Source organism: Synechococcus sp. PCC 7335 (genome assembly GCF_000155595.1).
GTDB lineage: Bacteria > Cyanobacteriota > Cyanobacteriia > Phormidesmidales > Phormidesmidaceae > Phormidesmis.
In genome coordinates this window covers 142,051-157,996 of record NZ_DS989906.1, presented here as the reverse complement: position 1 = coordinate 157,996, position 15,946 = coordinate 142,051, and the positions used below count along the sequence as shown (strand labels likewise).

Sequence of the window (15,946 nt, the reverse complement as noted above, 5' to 3'; positions counted from 1 at the left end):
TGATGAGCAGGTGAATTGTGGCTACTCAGTCCTGACAAATTCCTTCAGTGCTGTCCGATTAGCATCATCATCAATCAGTGCTACACGGTAGCCCTCTTGGGTTAGCCAGTAAGCAAAGTGAATAGCACTTGTACTCTTTGCCACACCACCTTTTTTAGAAACGAAACTGACGTATTTCATAGGCAGCGCTTTTAGCAGTTTACTGATGGCATATACGATAATCCAAAAAATGGTTTTTGGAAACAATAAAATGGTTTTTGGTAAATGGTTTCATCGTTTTAAGTCCAGAAAAAGAACTCTAAGCAGCCCACATGAAAGGCTTTAGGCAAAATCAATACCCTATGCTTCAGCCTCTCCAAATCGAGAATATCCAGAAACCATTTTCTGGATATTGGTTTCTAGCTGTATGGATAGCTGTTTGCTATCCATACAGCTAGTTGGTTCTCATTGTTTCAAGACACAGCCTTAAGTCGTGAAAGCAAGGCAAATACTTATCTGGCAGCATAACCACGCTGACGCCGCCGTTTTTCAATCGCGGCTACTATTTCTAAACCTTCTTCATAGGTATGACAGACGTGCTCTAAGCTTTGACCGCTTAAGGCGCTAACTCGCCCCCATCGACGGAGCACGATCCACTCACCAAATAAGTTCTGACATAGCTGGCAGGAGTAGAAACGCGTTCCCTTTTGCCAGTCTTGCCGATGCCAGCGCTCTACTTCGTAGTTCATCGCCTGCTTGTTCGTTTGCCTATGCTCTGGCTCAAGATTACCGCTTTATCGAATGAAGGTGCGATCACATAACGTCAAGGCTCGACTTGGCGGCATTAAAGCAACTCTCCAAGAAGTACATAAGTACCATAAAATTAACGACCGTTTTCTTTATACTGGGGCTTTTCTTCAAATTAGGCCCCGAGGATTATTAAGAAACTCATCCAAAAATAAAAAGAAAGTTCAGTGGTCCATTCTAAGTTTCTTGACAGGCCAAAATCATAACTTTTGCGTGCATGCTCCGGCTAGTCAAATAATTTCAGTCTTCAGTTAACGTTTTCATGCAATTCCTGAAATTTATTAGTTTTCTGTCGTATATCGACTTACTTTATTATCAGTTCTGTTTAACTTATATTAAAAAGGAAAATAATAATTATGCAGCGCCTTGCTAATGGATACGTTAATTCAAGGTTTGTTCAACCAAGAACTGAACAAGATAATACTGCAACTTTAGAGGCTTTTAGGTCACGTGGCAATCTTTTCTCAATATTGGAATCAGAGATCATAGCCAGTCTTGAAAATCCTTCTTTGGTCTCTAGTTTGCATGGCAGTCTTGAGAGACTATTGTTTACTATTCCTGACTGGGTATTTTTCCCAAAAAACGATCCATATAATCCTGAAAACATCTATGCACCTTCAGAAAGTTTAGTCATCAAAAAATATGCTGATGTTTTTCGAGCTATTCTTCGTACCATCCCATCCAAAACAGTCCGCACTATACTGACCCACGAAGTGGCCGAGAACACTTTAAAGAAATGGTTGAATGAATTTGGGTTGGTGGATAATTTTGAGATTATTACGGTATCTAGAGATATCAGGTTCACTGTATGGGCCGAAGATGCATATTGTATCTGCAATGATCTGAACGACAAGGAAAAATACTTTGTTGAGCCAGCAAGTTTCCGAAGAGCCGATGATGCCTATATCGCCGACAAAGTTTCAGTTAAGACAGATATAGAATCAACACAGGTAAAACTTTATTTCCAGGGTGGAAATATTCTCATCGGTGATGACTTCTGGATGATTGGTGCAGATTATCCCTCAAATTCAATAGACCTTGGATTTATACAACAAAAGGAAGGTGAATCCGAAAGAGAGGCAGTAAAGAGAGTTTATGGCGAAAAACTAGACAAAGATCGGCGTCTTATCGTTTTGGGTTCTCGAGTCCCTGTCCCGTCAACACAAACTCGTCCAATTCTTATAGGAGAAGAGATGTGGACAGAAGTATTGTTTTTTGGAAATGGTGAGGGAACAGTTCAGCCGCTATTCCATATTGATATGTTTATTAGCCTTGCAGGCCGGAATGAAAACGGCAAGTATAGAGTTTTAGTAGCTGATCCAAAATCTGCATATGAACTACTCGATAAACCTTTGCCTGAAGGGGCCATGCAGCCAGTCTTTGACGATATTTCAAGACAACTAAAGCAGCTAGGGTTTGAAGTAATTCGAAACCCAATGCCAATGGCTTATGATGATGATGATGCCAATAAAACTAGGTATTGGTACTTTGCAACATCAAACAACGTACTACTACAAGACTCCCCTAAAATTGTCTGGATTCCTACATATGCCCACGGTTTCTGGGCAGATTTTTCAGTAACAGATGAAAAAAACAAAGAAATTTGGGAATCTCTAGGCTATGAAGTACGGCAACTGCCTGATTTTCATCCATTTGCCGCAAATTTAGGGGCTGCACACTGCATCACCAAGTATTTGCAGCGAGGATGAGTTTTCCTAAACGTATCGGAAATAGCAGTGTCTGCATTTCTTGCACTGCTTAAGTCGGACACGATGAAAGCCGCTATGCCCGTCCCCAATTGGTTCAATTCTATAAATATTTCAGGGTTTTCCAAGACCATATATACGGTTTTCGTGTGTCCTTGTTTCTCGCGATTTCAAATATCCCGTGCTTTAACTCAGCTTATAAGCTGAGTTAAAGCACGGGATATTTGAATACAACTAAAAATTTTCCTACAAAGCGTGCGAAGGTTTAACGAGTTCGATACGAGTACCATTAATTTCTGAGAGCTCACCACTCCAAACCATTTGGTACAGTTTTTTTAAGTCAGCCTTATCAGCTTCGGTCAAGCGGCTTTCGTCACCATAATTCATAATGCTAAATGAGTCATGTGTTCCGAATATTTCACTTGCAAATGCTGTTTCTCTAACATTGGCGAAGAAGTGTCGCAGCCCAAAAATATGCCCAAGCTCATGAATAAGTGTATCTATTTGCTCTTCTCTGCTCTGAGTAAACATCTTTGGGTAAATAACCAATTCATGGCGGCCAGCATCAGGGAAGAAAGCACTTGCTAAAACACAAGCTTTCTCCTGATTCTGAGTTCGACGACATTTATCAGATTCTCTTACTTCTATCTCAAAATCCCACGCATCTTCTCTTTGTGTGAATTTGACAGGAGCTGCGTCGCCCCAAGCTAAAAGGGCTTGCGCTAAAAGCTCCTTTATGGCAAGCTTAGCGGCTTCAGGATCCTCTAGAAGGGCTATAGAACGCTCCTGAAATTTCCATCTCAATATTGTATTTGGTGCCCATAATCGTATGACACCTTCGGAAGCATCTAGGACTGCCTCTATTAGATTTCTTCTACTACTTTTCGGCTTAGCATGACCACGAGCATCGGTATCGCACATTACGCTAGAGTTAGACCCATAGATATGAGTTGTCGATTCTATATCAGGCAGTGCACCTTTCGACTGTCGAAATTGAATCAATTGAGATTGCGTTCCATCAGCTATCAAAGAAGTATCTATACTAGATTTTTCCATTTCCTAATTCCTCGCTTTTATAAGATATTTTTCCCTTTATCACTATTCTGACCAATAGATAATAGATGTCACTTTTTAGGAAGCTCTCACATAGCATGAGTTTCCTGTTTACCCTTGAGAAAAAAGTTTATTACTGAAGTAGTAAATCACAACACAACTCTTTTTACGAGCAAACCAACACATAGAGATGTTGAGTCAAAATCTCAATCAGGCTTAGTACAAGCGTATTTTCGAATCAGTTAAATAAGCTCGAAAGTACTGATGCACAAGGTTTTTAGAGTGGTTTATTTGTACTTAATTTTCAGGAGGAACCTAGATTTTAGCCAAATTTTTAACGAGTCCTCGACGTTTCAGGCTTCGCCTTAGTACTTAGTGCACTTTATGACAGCTACGCTTGCAACCCTCCAACAAGTCGGTAATAGCTAGCACGGCTCATGCCAACTCGCTTACAGATGTGGCCTTTGTATAGACATGGAGAAATTTTGGCCTATAAGGACTTTTGACGCTCTATGCCTAACGAGTTTTCAATGCTTTCAAGCTTTTCTTCTGAATAAAGCCCACCAAGACCGAGTACAAATGCTTAAGCTTAAAACCCTTTCAGGGTCAGGCTTTTGAGCTTAAAGGCCAAAATTGTTCCGGTTCTATACATATGCGAACCACCCCCTTTCTTTCTATTGAAATGGCCTGATGCGTACAAATGTACTTGACTACAAGTCTAGAATTGTGGTCTGCTCAAGGACTGAGTGATTCTATTTCCTGTAGGAGCCGATCAATCTCTTCGAGCTTCTTTTGTGCTTGTTCTAGTTGTAATAATGACTTCTTTTTTCTAACCGCCTTGATACGAGCAAAGACTCTATCAGAAATTGGCGACGGTGATGATGGCTGTTTCTGTGCTCTTTCTTTCTCTAGATCTCTGACTAGTGCCATACAGTCTTGCTTAGTGAGGCCGGCAGCATCTTCAATAAGCTCTGCATGCATTTTAGAAGGTTGCCTGTTTAGAAGTACAGCGTTCGTAGGTGAGAGCTTACCTTCCCGTACAGCATCCAATATCTCAGGGGATAAGTTAAGCATGGGTAGCCGGTTAGAGACAAAGCTAGAAAGCTTCATCCCAAATTCTTTAAGCGTTTCGGTTACAACCCTGAGAGCATCTTCTTCAAATCCTTCCTTATTCGAGACTGAAGCACTCACGTTTTTTGTTCGATGGAGATTGGCTTTTACTTCTTCAATAGGCATGTTCAGGTGAAGTGAAAGCAGATTAAGGATGCTCTCCGTTTGCTCAACAGGAGTGATTTCCTCGTTAAGTAGGTGAGCAATTAATGCCGCTTCGAGAGCGATCGCATCGCTCATATCCCGCACAATGGCTGGGATATCTTCCATCTCCAGAGCACGGCAGCTACGCCAGCGTCTTTCACCACTGATAATTTCGTAACGACCCTTAGCACTCGGTCTTACCAAAATAGGTTCTAGTACACCATGCTTTTGGATAGATTGCTTGAGCCTCTCCATTTTCTGGGGATCGAAGTAAAGCCTTGGCTGCTTCAGTTTTCCAGGTAGTTGAAGTGGCTGTATATCGTCTACTGGTAGTTTGAAAGATTGCTCCGATAAAGACTTTAAGCTTTCAATTTCTTCTTTTAGCTGGGTAATTGTCTCACCTTCTTGGGCAGACACTGCTCCTCCAAACATTGCTGTCATGGGTCGTTTGCTCATTCGTGCCATGTCTCTACTGCATCTCCTCAGCTATAGTGTTCGCAATCTTTTTGTAAATTCGGTTACTAGGATGAAACTGTCAGAAGTCAGTAGCCAAATTACGTTGAATCTCTAGCAACGCGATCGCTCCCTGTCGCTATCTCAGCTTAAGCGGCCTTGAATAAGGTTTCCAATTCCCCGACCCCTTGCATAAATTTCTGTCTGAGATCATCTGGACAGACGAATTCTGCCATTCGAGTTCGTGGCCTCAAAAAGTTGCCTACTTCGTCCACCGCTCGACAGAATCTTTGAGCTGCTTCAAACTCTCCAAATCCAAGTGTCGGATAATAGCGGTGTTTGATGCGCCGATGACTTTGTTCGACTGGATTGGCGGTGCAGGGGCGAACTTCATGCTCAACATTCTTGCCCAGTTCTTCCTTAATTGCTCGTGGATAAGACGCTAGGCCATCAGTAGCGATCTTCTCAGGGGCGTCCTCGTGAAGACCGAGCGCCTGAGCGAAGAAGGCTTTCGTCCCAACCATATCGCGAGTTTTGCTAAGACGGACATCCATCAGATTGCCATCCTCATCGATGCCCCGATAAAGGTAGCACCACACACCTTTTACTCGGATGAATGTTTCATCGATCAACCAGACGTTGCCGACTTTACCTTTCCGTTTCGTCCGAATCTGTTCCGTAAAATGAGGGAGGAATCTTGCTTCCCAATCTCTCACAGTTTCATGGGTGAACTGGAAACCTCGGAGTAAGAAGAATTCGGCAACATCCCGGTAGCTGAGCTTGTAACGGACACGACAAAGCAACACTTGAAAGATAATGTCGGTAGGGACTTCGATAAAATTAAACGGTGTGCCCGTGCGCTCGTTGAAAGTCCGGCGACAGCGCTTGCAGCGGAACATGTCATAGCCCAGATTGGTTTTTCGCTGGAGCAGAGAGACGCGGGGCGATTGGCAATGCGGGCAATCCATCAGGCGGCGGGGAAATGAGCTGATCGCACTTACCCTATCAGTTTGCTGAGCCCCTTTTTGGCTACTCAGTCCTGACACTTAAGGCACTACCGCATCCGTATCAAAAGTGACACCTGGATTTGGCGACCCGGTTCCGGCTGGTGTCAACCTAAATCGTTTCACCTAGAACGAGGTCGGGCACTTTGTTTCCACCACATCAGACTCCATCGTCACGAACAGTACGGCCCAGTGCATGTCATCATCGGGCGCAACAACATCAATGGTGAACTTTGGGCCGTCGTCAGCGACCAGCCCACTAGCCCGCAAACCTTTATGGAATATGCCTTGCGCTTCGATATCGAGGAAGGATTTTTAGACGACCAGTCCGCCGGTTGGAATCTACAACGCTCTGAGATTCGAGGCCTCACTGACCTCTCTCGCTTATGGTTTATTCTGGCAGTAGCCACGCTTTACGTCACGGCTCAAGGCGTAGCGGTTGTGCAATCAGGCCGTAGGCGATGGATTGACACACACTGGGATAGAGGCAACAGCTACTTTCGCATCGGATTGGAGTGGACTAAGGCGGCTCTGCTCAACGGTTGGCAGGTGATTAAACAGGCTTGTTTTACCTCTCACATTGATCCGCAACCGGCGATGGCTTCTAGGCCACAACACAACAAGAAGTCCGGGCGCTTGCTCGATTTCAGCGTGATTACCGTTAAGTTTGTTCCTGATTAAACTTTTGTCAGCCAATCAGGTGCTTGACAGCGCTCTAGCAGTTTGTCGAGCAGCAGGTGTTGGGGCTTTTTGCATAACCCCCCGAAAAGGTATATTCCACATTAATACGTTTGAGACTTAGTTCAGGACTTCTTTGACAGCAGCATGTTCAGGCTTCGTCTGACTGAGCGCCATGAGCTTTCATCTCCTATCCGCCAACGCACTTGGGACTAAGCTAGCCATATTGAGCGTACTCTGGTGCCGAATGCGATCATGCGCCACTCACCAAGGCGATAGGCCATTAATCCTTATTCAAGTATTGATAAGATTCGATCACTATCTATCAATGCTTTCGCTCAGCTAATGCGATAGCTAAATGAATCTGAGTTGTGTGAGCGCAGAACTATAGAGGGTTTCTTCGATAGCATCTTGCCTCAGTTTTCGGAACTTACTATCGGCAAAAGAACTCTCTTAATACTTTCATAAAGTTACTGAACAGCAGATATCATAGTGTTTTTCCAGAGCTGGAAAAAGCTACGAGTAGATAAAAAAATTGCCTCTGGCAAGAATCTAAGCCTATCGATAAGCCGTTAAAAGCAACCAAAAGCGGTATCTCAAAATACGTTTCTAAGAGTCGATAATAAAGCTTGTAAAGACAGTATACTTCTTGCCGAACATGACTTTTCATACAGAGTACTATTTATACTCTGCGCCAGCAAAATATGACAAAGAACAAATGCACTAATAAACTTGCCTTTAGCTCTGAGTCTTAAGTGTCTCGATCTGGATTGCGCCTTTTCGGGGGGTTATGCAAAAAGCCCCATGAGGAAAACCTTGAACTGGTAGGTGATTGGGGGCAGTGCGTTGGTCATGCTCTCATGCTACCGTACGAGTTTTCAACGTTTCCCCCACTTTTTTCTACTCTCCCTTAAAGGGCGGCCGTCTTAGCCTAGCAGCAGCTTGGCCACTGCTTGATTTCGGCTACTGAGTCCTGACAATTAATCTTCTATTTGAGGATCTTCTATTTAAGAGTCTTCTTTGCGTTCCACACTTTCTTCCAACTCAGCGAGATCAAGCAGCAGTGTCTGGAGAAATTCTTTCTCTTCTACAGAGGTTGCATCATATACTTGAGCGAGCGCATCGTACCAAATTCCTAAGTTTGCATAGGTTTCAGCAATGCTCAGAGAATCTTGTGAAGGATCTATCATCGAAGGCTCTACCGCGACCGCAGACGGTGCCAGTTCAATATCAGCAGCGGTCCACATGCCCACTTCTTCTCTGTTCTCGTCACAGAAAAGCACCACTTGCCACAGATAGGTTTCGCCCGGTTGTAACCCCAGCTCATCTTCAGGTAGCGTGTAGGCCATGTAGCCTTTTTGACTGTCTCCAATTGACTTAATGAAAACGGTCTCTAGCCGATCATCAGCGGTGTAGCGATAGAGATGAAGTTCTAAGGCCGAAGGAATGTCGCTTGCGGTGTACCACACCAGCGTCGGATGGGTTGAAACCGTTTGACCAATGCCGCTTAAGCGAGGCGCGATCGCAGCAATATCTTCCCCGCAGCCACGAACCCCACCGCCAGAATGGTCACGACGGGGAATCCGAGAGTCCGCAGGCGGCCGATACGACCTCCGGCGACGACGGTGCTGTGAGAGCAAGGTTGACTCCAACAGAAGATCACCCGTAGCCACATCTGCTTGAACGGCATCCACCACGTTGAGCTGTTTTGCCGCCACATGATTCGGAGATAACAACACTGTTGTCATTGCAGTTGTCATTGCGATACCCCCCACGCATGCAAACTTGCAGATAGGGCCAAATGATCGCTGCTGAGAGAGTAAATTCATCGCTTGATATCTGTCGTCGAATACGTCATCAATACTTCAATTCGATAGTTCATATCCTACTGGATCACTACTATTGATAATCTATAATTCCGAGCAAAACTAGCTGCGTTTATCAGACGAAGTCATTATCAGTTTCGGCAATGCGATCGTACTTCTTTTCCCTTTTAGCGGCCAGCGCAGCTCACAGCGAGTGCCTGCATTATCCGCCACGCGCTGAAACGACCCTTGCAGCTGTCTCGCCAGCGCCTTGGCCTGCTGAGTACCACGCCCACCCGCTAGCACACCACCCTTTTTACCAGCAGGCGCATTATCCTCAACACGAATCAAATTTTCAGTTTCAGTTGCTAGACAGGTCACACACAGCCGTTTGGCACCCACCGCGTGCTTGCCCGCATTGCAAAGCGCTTCTTCTAAAAAGCGACAGAGTCCCTTCTTTTGATCCGAAGACAGCTGGCCAGTTTGAAACGGGTCAAAGCGAACCACTTTCACTGTCAGCGCAGCAAAGCCAGGAAATGAGCGGGTCAACGTCTCTTTGTAAACCTGGTATAGAACCTCATGTAGCGGACTGCGCAGGTCAACCACACTTTGATTACCCAGCAGAATCTTGTCGGTTGGCGACAGCGTTTCTTGCAACAGTCGATCATAAATTTGGCGCAGCCCGTCATTGAGTTGTTCTAACTGAACCGCCGTCTGTGGTTTTAGGCTGCGCTTGTCTTGAAGCAGCAGCGCCAGCATTTGCAACGGCCCGTTGTGAATAGTATCGTAGGTTTGTTTGATCACCCGCTGATGCTCATCCACACGTGCCCGCCACGCCTGATCGTACAGATAAAAAGCCGGTAGCACCCAGCCATTTACGCTAAAGACAATTAGCGCAGGTACCACAGGTACCCACCAGCACGCCCACCACAGCAAACCAAAGCTTACTCCCACCAGCCCCAGACTGATCACACCCACCGTTAGCATGTACCAAGAGGGCCTGGGAATGCAGCGCACCAGTATTACGCTCACCCCGCCCCACATCAAAATCCAAAGGTATTCAACCGGCTCAGGCCATACTTTTATCAGTGGGCGATCACCCAGCACCGAACTCAGCAGTTGGCTGACCATATGGGCGTGCATCTCTACCCCATCCACCAGTCCAGGATTTGCCGTACTGACCGCCCCAGAGTTCAGCACATCTTTAATACTCGAGGCAGTCACACCTACCAACACCACCCGATTTTCAATTTTGTCGGCAGGGACTCGCTGGGCTAACACATCCCCCATCGACACCCGTTCAAAGGGCGATCGCCCACTGCGCGGATTCAGTAAAATCTGTTCTCCACCGATTTCAGTGCCTACATAGCCACCCGCATTGGGCGAGAGTGAAAAAAACTCTGTTTTTCCCAATCGCATATTGTCAGAATTTTTGAGCCCGTTTTCCAACAGAATATTCTCTTCCGCCAGATAAATCTCTACCAGGGTAAAGGCAAAAGAAAATCGAAAATCATCTGAAGGTCCCAAATACCCTTCTGGTGGCAGTGCCCCCAAGTATGCGCGCCGCACAAAGCCATCGGCATCTAATGGAAAGTCCACAAAGCCAACCTGTTCTGGTGGTAGTGCAGGCGGCGGCAACACAAGCGCACCGGTAATTGACTCGATTCCAACAATATTATCTGAGCCTGATAGCATTGCTACTAAGTCATCGTGACCGGGCTCAACCGGTAAATCTCGATAAATATCAACCCCAATTGCCCGAGGGTTTGCCTGCGATAGTTCTTCTAACAGCGCCGAGATGGTTCTGTCTGGAATGGGATAGGTGCTCATCTGTTGGATATCGTCTTCGGTGACGTCAACAATGAGAATTCTGTCTTCGGTGGGTTCTGCGGGGCGTGATCGCAAAAAGTTATCATACGTTTTCCATTCCGACACCTGAAGAAGACCCAACAGCCTAACCAGAAATACCAAACCTACAACCGTCAGCCCAGGAAAGAGCTGTCGTCGCCAATACACGCCCGATACCGGCTGCTGCAATTGTTTCCAGGCCAACCGGGCCAGCTGATTCTTTTTCATAGTAAAGTCTCTATGGTTTTCTGTGGCGTCTCTATGGTGGCGTCTCAATAGTGCCTCTATGGCGTCCCTGTGGTAGTGACTCAAGAGTAACTCAAACGGTTTAACCCGCCATCAATGGGTTAATTGGTTCAATCAATTAATCCTTCTTCTCGGGCTCTAATCCCGGTCTGAATGCGAACATTCTTGCCAGCTTCTGGATATACATCCAGCGCATTTTGCAGCTTGCTCCAATAGTAGCGAACCGTTCTTTCAGCGACGCTCATGCGCTCTGCGATCGCCTTATCTTGTAATCCTTCTTTAAAGGCCAGCTGCAAAACATCCAACCATTCTGGCCGCACCTCTACACCATTGCGCATATCACGCGGCGTATAAATCACCCCCTGAAGCGCCCAATCTACCTTGACAAGCAGCTCCTTCATCGGCAGCCGCTTGTCAATAATGGTAAATCCGCCTTGGTGACTATCAATCGCGGGCTTTAATCGTACCAGCGATTTTATGTTGGCACTTTGTACCACAATATTCAGTTCAGGATACTGCGCTAAAAGCTGCCGCAGCAAATTAATCCCAGTATCGACTTCAGACGGATCGCCCGGATTTTCTGGTAGTGCCAAATCAATCACCAGAACGTTGGGCAGCGTATCAGCTAGCTGATCTAGCGTCGCTTGCGTAGTGGTTGCTTGGCGAATATCTGCGGTCTCATATTCTGCCTGCAAGTTGCTCACTAAGCCAGCTAAAACAGCTTCGTGATCATCGACAACCAACAGTCTGAGTGGAGTGGTCATTTTCTTCATCGCGATGTCTAAAAAGGTGTCTAAAAGCAGAGATGCCCTAGAACAAGGTCTACTAAAAAGCGTCTATTAAAACGGTACGGTATTAATCGAAAAATACAGCCCATGCTCTTGTAAAGAATTGCCTTCGTCGCCAGCGTCAATTAGCGGAATGCCGTAGTCAAGGCGAAAGTTAATCGTATCGCTGGGCTGCCAGCGCAACCCCAAACCTGTGCCCAACAAAAAAGAGGTCTCCGGATTAGCCGTTCTATTATTCCATCCGCCCCCAGTATCGACAAAGGGCGCTAGCTGAAAGTCTGCAAAGATGGGGAAACGCATTTCTGTTGAAAAGGTGACCGCATTATCGGTCACTAACTGATTTTGGGCATAGCCTCGCACGGTGTCAATCCCACCCACACTAAATCGCTCCAGCGGCAAAAGAGAATCGCCCGTCAGATGGGCATTTAGCCGGGCTAACAACAGTTTACCTGCCGAAAATTGTTCGACCCACTGAAACTGACCTAGCCAGGAGAAAAAGCGACCGTCTGTACCAGTATCGTTGACTGTGGCATCAAAGATATCGAGCCCTACGTTGAACTGCGATCGCAACGCCAGTACCGTATCAATATCTCGATTCACCCACTCCTGAGAAAACCGCAGCACGCTCACCTTAGACACCCCATCTTCAGGCCCCACCGAAAAAGAAAATGGAATATCATCCAAAATAAAGCTGCGACTTTCTCGCACGTCTAGCCCCAATCCCAGCGAAAACTCCTGAGCTACAGAGCGCACCAGTGGCTGCTTCAAATTCACTGACCAGGTTTCACTTTCGCTACGAATGCCCGCATCGGCAAACAACTCCTCAACAATGTCACTGTCAGAATTTTGATAGCTGAGCTGAAGCGTGCCATCCAACCCGTTGAGTGGCAGGGTGTAGTGGGCCTGGTAGTTATTAAGACCTTCGGTAAAACTGTAGCCCACGCTGAGGCGATCGCCGATCCCCAGCACATTCAAATGAGTTAACCCGGCGCTAGCTTGAGAAGAGCCAATGCTGGGGGCGCGGTAGTTGTTGGTTGAGAGCGTGGCGAAAAAAGGATCGGCTTCTTCTAGCTCTACAATTAACAGGCTTTGTCCGGGGCCGCTGCCTGCGGTTAGCTCAGCATCGACGCTTTGCAGTAGCGGGTCCGTTTGTAATAGCTGAAGTCCTACTTCTAACTGTTCTATGTTTAAGGGTGTTTTGGTCGCACGGTTGATTCGATCTCGCACATACCCCTCTCGCAGCCGCCCCAATCCTGAAATTTGTAGCTGTTCAACGGCCCCTTCTACCACCTGAATCCGAACCGTACTATCTGTCAGATCTTGATTGTTAGGTACAAACGCCCCAGAAGAAAGATAGCCCGCCTCAAGATATAAATTAGTGATATCAGTACGCAGACTCAACAAATCAGCCAGCGAAATCTCCTGACCTTCCAGCGGCGAGACCAATGCTTCAATTTCATTCTCAAAGCGCGTATTCCCCACTACCTGGATATCGCGTACTTGGAAAGTCTCTGTCGGAATATCACTAGACGGATCAGACGCAGGCACCGGTTCTTCCTGTAATTCAATCGGGTCTTCCGCAGGGGTTGGCACCGGGATAGGCTCAACCGTTCCTGGCAAACTTTCCTGCACAGGATCAGGTAGTGGCTGCGCCCGAGCAGGCAGCGATACCCAAAAACACGAACTCGCGAGCAATAACCAACGAACGATAGAAGCACATCTCATAACCACAACTCGCTAGGGCTTTATTCAAAAACGGGGCTTAGCGAAAACAAGGCTTTAAGCAAACAAAAAAACCAAACTTGGCCAACCAAACTGACGGAAAAATCAACAAAAGATTGTATAAAAAACTGCATTGCATAGACAATATTGAATCAGGAACACTCACGGCTAAGGACTAGGCGGCCTCCCCCCAAATCGTACAGACCCGAGGGTTCTGTAACGCTGGTCTGCGCTGCCCCCGGCTGATTAGACTCACGCACTGTGTCCGTTGCAAACACCGCCGTCGAGCTTTCAGCAGGCGAGGCAGACACTCCCGACGCGCCACTAATGACAAACGAGCCATCGTCATCACCACTGCGAGCTAAACAGCTACCCGCCAGCAACTGCGCTGTGTCCACAGGCGTTTCTGGCAGAGCGACGACGCTATCTTGCACAAAGTCTGTATCTAGTACCTGCAAATCCACTAGTCCATCCGCACCAAATTTTGAACTCGCAGTAATGTCGCTAGCTGGTGTACGACGATCTCGAAACGCTGGGCCAAAAATCCCTCGCGCCGAAATTTGCACCGCCCCGCCATCTCCAACAAACGCGTTGGCACTAATATCACTATTTTCATCCGCAGGCGCTACCACAAACGGCGTTTGGATTGTGATATTGCCCCCGTCACCCAGCCCAGCCGTCGGGTTCCGCAGGTCGCTGGTCTCTGCCGTACCCGCCTCTGCTGAAATCAACGATCCCCTCCGCAAGGCCAAATTTTGGTTAGCTGTCAGGGAAATGTTGCCACCATTGCTAGACGGCGCTACCGTTGTAATTTCGCCAGCATCTGCTAACAAAATAGAATTCGCATCAATCACCACATTTCCGGCACCAGAGGTTTCTAACACTCCGCTGGCGCTCACCTCACCCCGATTGCGCACAGTCAGCGTATCCACGTCTCGCAAAGTCACACTGCCAGCCCCCCCGTCACCCACAGAACTGGCCGTAATCATGCCAGCATCGACTAAAATCTCGGAGGCGCTAATGGTCAGCGGTCCGCCTTCTCTCGCACTCAGCTGTGAGCCTGTGCTAATAGAGCCACCACGCAGTATATTTACAGCGTCTGCGCGAATGTCTAGCGATCCACTGCGCACCGCGTCAAAACTCGTGGTCGAAATGAAGCCCCCATCGACTGTCAGCTGCCCAGTGCGAATATCAACCTTGGTTCCGGCAGCCGTTGGACTAAAGCTTTCCGACGTTAAGAAGCTGCCACGACCAATCTCAATACTTTCGGTTGCTTTAATATCTACAGCACCCGTCCCCTCCCCTAGCAAAATAGAACTTATTAGAAATCCACCTTGGGTCAAAGCCAAGCGTCGTGTGCGAATCTCTATCTGGCGGCCAGAAATATTTGTCGCTTCGCCAGATAGCGTGATCTGATCGGTATCTACTATAGACAAAGTACCTTCACTGCCACCCAAAAAAGACCCCGCCAGCAGCTGCGAGCCTCCCGTCAGCTGTAGCTGATCAGCCGCGACAGACAGCCTACCGCCACTTGACAGTGCGCTGGTATCAACCTGAGCCGCATCGCTTAAAGAAATTAGATTGCCTGCTTGCAAAGTGACATCGCCTCCCACAGATCGAACAGAGGTATTTGCACCGCGTAACGTAATATTTTCTGTGGCAACAAAGTTAATATTGGTGGGGGCTTGGGGCGACCCAAAACCTATTATGTCTATTTCATTACCCAATAGCGTGAAAGACGGCTGAGTAGCGAGCAACAAATCAGCAGCACTTTCTATGCGGCCTTGCTGGGGCAAATCTGATGGCTCTAGTCGTTGCAGGCCCAGCGGAATGCTCACCGTCAATACGTCCGAAACCCGCGTAGGGTTAGCGGAATATTCGCTGCCGTCAGCAAACCTCAGACGTTCGGCAGTGCTCACAAGCACTGAACCGGCTACATCCAAACGGGCAGTTGGTCCGAAAACGACACCATTCGGATTGAGAAAATACAGGTTGGCAGTGCCATTGACGCCCAGCGTACCATTAATGTCAGAGCGCTGATCACCGGTCACGCGCGCGAGAATATTGTCCACACCCACAGGATTGGCAAAGTACACTGGCTGGCTGGCCTCAACGTCAAAAAGACGAAAGCTGTGAAATAGGTTTTGCGATCGCCTCGCCCCCCCACTCACCACAGTGGCAGGCAATCCACCGACAAAATCACTGCTCACCGTTGAGCTCTCATTGCCCAAATTTGCGTCTGGAACGGGCTGTGCTGAAGCTTTGGCACTGAGCAGCAGGAGCGTGATCGCAACGAACCAAGGGTGACGACTCATAAGACTGACCCAAAATTTTGACCATCATAAACCAAGTCCAGCTTGAAATTCGCCCCACTTTGATGGGCGAAAAACCATCTTGCAAAAACTGCATTGCAAAAACCGCATTGCAGAAAAAAGCGGCAACTTCACCTTGCAGAAAACGGCAGACCCACCTGCCACTCACCGATACCTTGGATAATCAGTTCATGCCAAAAACGACCGACAAAAGATCAATCAGCTTGTCTGAAAGTACGAGTGATTACATAAATCGAAAATCTTATCTTTTAATCAAGCCCTCAAACGGTT

At 47.2% G+C, this 15,946-nt stretch carries 12 protein-coding genes; 2 read left to right on the top strand and 10 right to left on the bottom strand.

Translation table 11 applies throughout. From position 1 onward, the window contains the following. Nucleotides 1–21 precede the first annotated feature (21 nt). Together S7335_RS23920 and S7335_RS23915 are read right to left on the bottom strand one after the other, a co-directional pair. The gene (locus S7335_RS23920; protein WP_006458590.1) at nucleotides 22–180 is read right to left on the bottom strand and encodes a ParA family protein; all 159 of its coding nucleotides are present in this window, start codon (nucleotides 178–180) and stop codon (nucleotides 22–24) included. A 311-nt stretch (nucleotides 181–491) separates the two neighbouring features. Continuing rightward, entirely contained in the window at nucleotides 492–728 is a 237-nt protein-coding gene (locus tag S7335_RS23915; RefSeq protein WP_006458618.1) for a WGR domain-containing protein, read from the bottom strand. 414 nt (nucleotides 729–1,142) lie between these two features. On the opposite strand from S7335_RS23915, the gene S7335_RS23910 reads away from it, so the two are divergent. Further along, the gene (locus S7335_RS23910; protein ID WP_006458562.1) at nucleotides 1,143–2,495 is read left to right on the top strand and encodes a hypothetical protein; all 1,353 of its coding nucleotides are present in this window, start codon (nucleotides 1,143–1,145) and stop codon (nucleotides 2,493–2,495) included. A gap of 243 nt (nucleotides 2,496–2,738) precedes the next feature. Here the strand turns inward: S7335_RS23910 and S7335_RS23905 are convergent, their stop codons facing one another. The 3 genes from S7335_RS23905 to S7335_RS23895 form a co-directional block, all read right to left on the bottom strand. Further along, nucleotides 2,739–3,548 carry a matrixin family metalloprotease gene (locus S7335_RS23905; RefSeq protein ID WP_006458495.1) on the bottom strand — a complete coding sequence of 270 codons (810 nt, stop codon included), beginning with the start codon at nucleotides 3,546–3,548 and terminating at the stop codon, nucleotides 2,739–2,741. A gap of 732 nt (nucleotides 3,549–4,280) precedes the next feature. Then, the gene (locus S7335_RS23900) at nucleotides 4,281–5,240 is read right to left on the bottom strand and encodes a ParB/RepB/Spo0J family partition protein (RefSeq protein WP_006458651.1); all 960 of its coding nucleotides are present in this window, start codon (nucleotides 5,238–5,240) and stop codon (nucleotides 4,281–4,283) included. Nucleotides 5,241–5,401: 161 nt separating this feature from the next. Next, nucleotides 5,402–6,298: an IS6 family transposase gene (locus tag S7335_RS23895; RefSeq protein ID WP_006458584.1), complete on the bottom strand. Its 897-nt coding sequence runs from the start codon at nucleotides 6,296–6,298 to the stop codon at nucleotides 5,402–5,404. A 150-nt stretch (nucleotides 6,299–6,448) separates the two neighbouring features. On the opposite strand from S7335_RS23895, the gene S7335_RS23890 reads away from it, so the two are divergent. Next, entirely contained in the window at nucleotides 6,449–6,937 is a 489-nt protein-coding gene (locus S7335_RS23890) for a hypothetical protein (protein WP_006458554.1), read from the top strand. A 1,004-nt stretch (nucleotides 6,938–7,941) separates the two neighbouring features. Here the strand turns inward: S7335_RS23890 and S7335_RS23885 are convergent. The 5 genes from S7335_RS23885 to S7335_RS23865 all read right to left on the bottom strand — a co-directional run bounded on the left by S7335_RS23885 (nucleotide 7,942) and on the right by S7335_RS23865 (nucleotide 15,658). After that, complete coding sequence (locus tag S7335_RS23885; RefSeq protein ID WP_006458515.1) at nucleotides 7,942–8,763, bottom strand: DUF928 domain-containing protein; 822 nt, start codon at nucleotides 8,761–8,763, stop codon at nucleotides 7,942–7,944. 99 nt (nucleotides 8,764–8,862) lie between these two features. Further along, nucleotides 8,863–10,815, bottom strand: coding sequence for a CHASE2 domain-containing protein (locus S7335_RS23880; protein WP_006458691.1), 1,953 nt, complete (start codon nucleotides 10,813–10,815; stop codon nucleotides 8,863–8,865). 128 nt (nucleotides 10,816–10,943) lie between these two features. Then, entirely contained in the window at nucleotides 10,944–11,606 is a 663-nt protein-coding gene (locus S7335_RS23875) for a response regulator (RefSeq protein WP_006458543.1), read from the bottom strand. 66 nt (nucleotides 11,607–11,672) lie between these two features. Continuing rightward, complete coding sequence (locus tag S7335_RS23870) at nucleotides 11,673–13,346, bottom strand: ShlB/FhaC/HecB family hemolysin secretion/activation protein (protein WP_038020059.1); 1,674 nt, start codon at nucleotides 13,344–13,346, stop codon at nucleotides 11,673–11,675. Between the two features lie 149 nt (nucleotides 13,347–13,495). Continuing rightward, complete coding sequence (locus tag S7335_RS23865; RefSeq protein ID WP_038020057.1) at nucleotides 13,496–15,658, bottom strand: filamentous hemagglutinin N-terminal domain-containing protein; 2,163 nt, start codon at nucleotides 15,656–15,658, stop codon at nucleotides 13,496–13,498. Nucleotides 15,659–15,946: the final 288 nt, after the last annotated feature.

Excerpts from the sequence above, each read along its gene's own strand:
- S7335_RS23885 (WP_006458515.1), bottom strand. The coding sequence starts at position 8,763 with ATGAATTTACTCTCTCAGCAGCGATCATTTGGCCCTATCTGCAAGTTT.
- S7335_RS23865 (WP_038020057.1), bottom strand. The coding sequence starts at position 15,658 with ATGAGTCGTCACCCTTGGTTCGTTGCGATCACGCTCCTGCTGCTCAGT.
- S7335_RS23905 (WP_006458495.1), bottom strand. The coding sequence starts at position 3,548 with ATGGAAAAATCTAGTATAGATACTTCTTTGATAGCTGATGGAACGCAA.
- S7335_RS23875 (WP_006458543.1), bottom strand. The coding sequence starts at position 11,606 with ATGAAGAAAATGACCACTCCACTCAGACTGTTGGTTGTCGATGATCAC.
- S7335_RS23870 (WP_038020059.1), bottom strand. The coding sequence starts at position 13,346 with ATGAGATGTGCTTCTATCGTTCGTTGGTTATTGCTCGCGAGTTCGTGT.
- S7335_RS23915 (WP_006458618.1), bottom strand. The coding sequence starts at position 728 with ATGAACTACGAAGTAGAGCGCTGGCATCGGCAAGACTGGCAAAAGGGA.
- S7335_RS23900 (WP_006458651.1), bottom strand. The coding sequence starts at position 5,240 with ATGACAGCAATGTTTGGAGGAGCAGTGTCTGCCCAAGAAGGTGAGACA.
- S7335_RS23910 (WP_006458562.1), top strand. The coding sequence starts at position 1,143 with ATGCAGCGCCTTGCTAATGGATACGTTAATTCAAGGTTTGTTCAACCA.
- S7335_RS23880 (WP_006458691.1), bottom strand. The coding sequence starts at position 10,815 with ATGAAAAAGAATCAGCTGGCCCGGTTGGCCTGGAAACAATTGCAGCAG.
- S7335_RS23920 (WP_006458590.1), bottom strand. The coding sequence starts at position 180 with ATGAAATACGTCAGTTTCGTTTCTAAAAAAGGTGGTGTGGCAAAGAGT.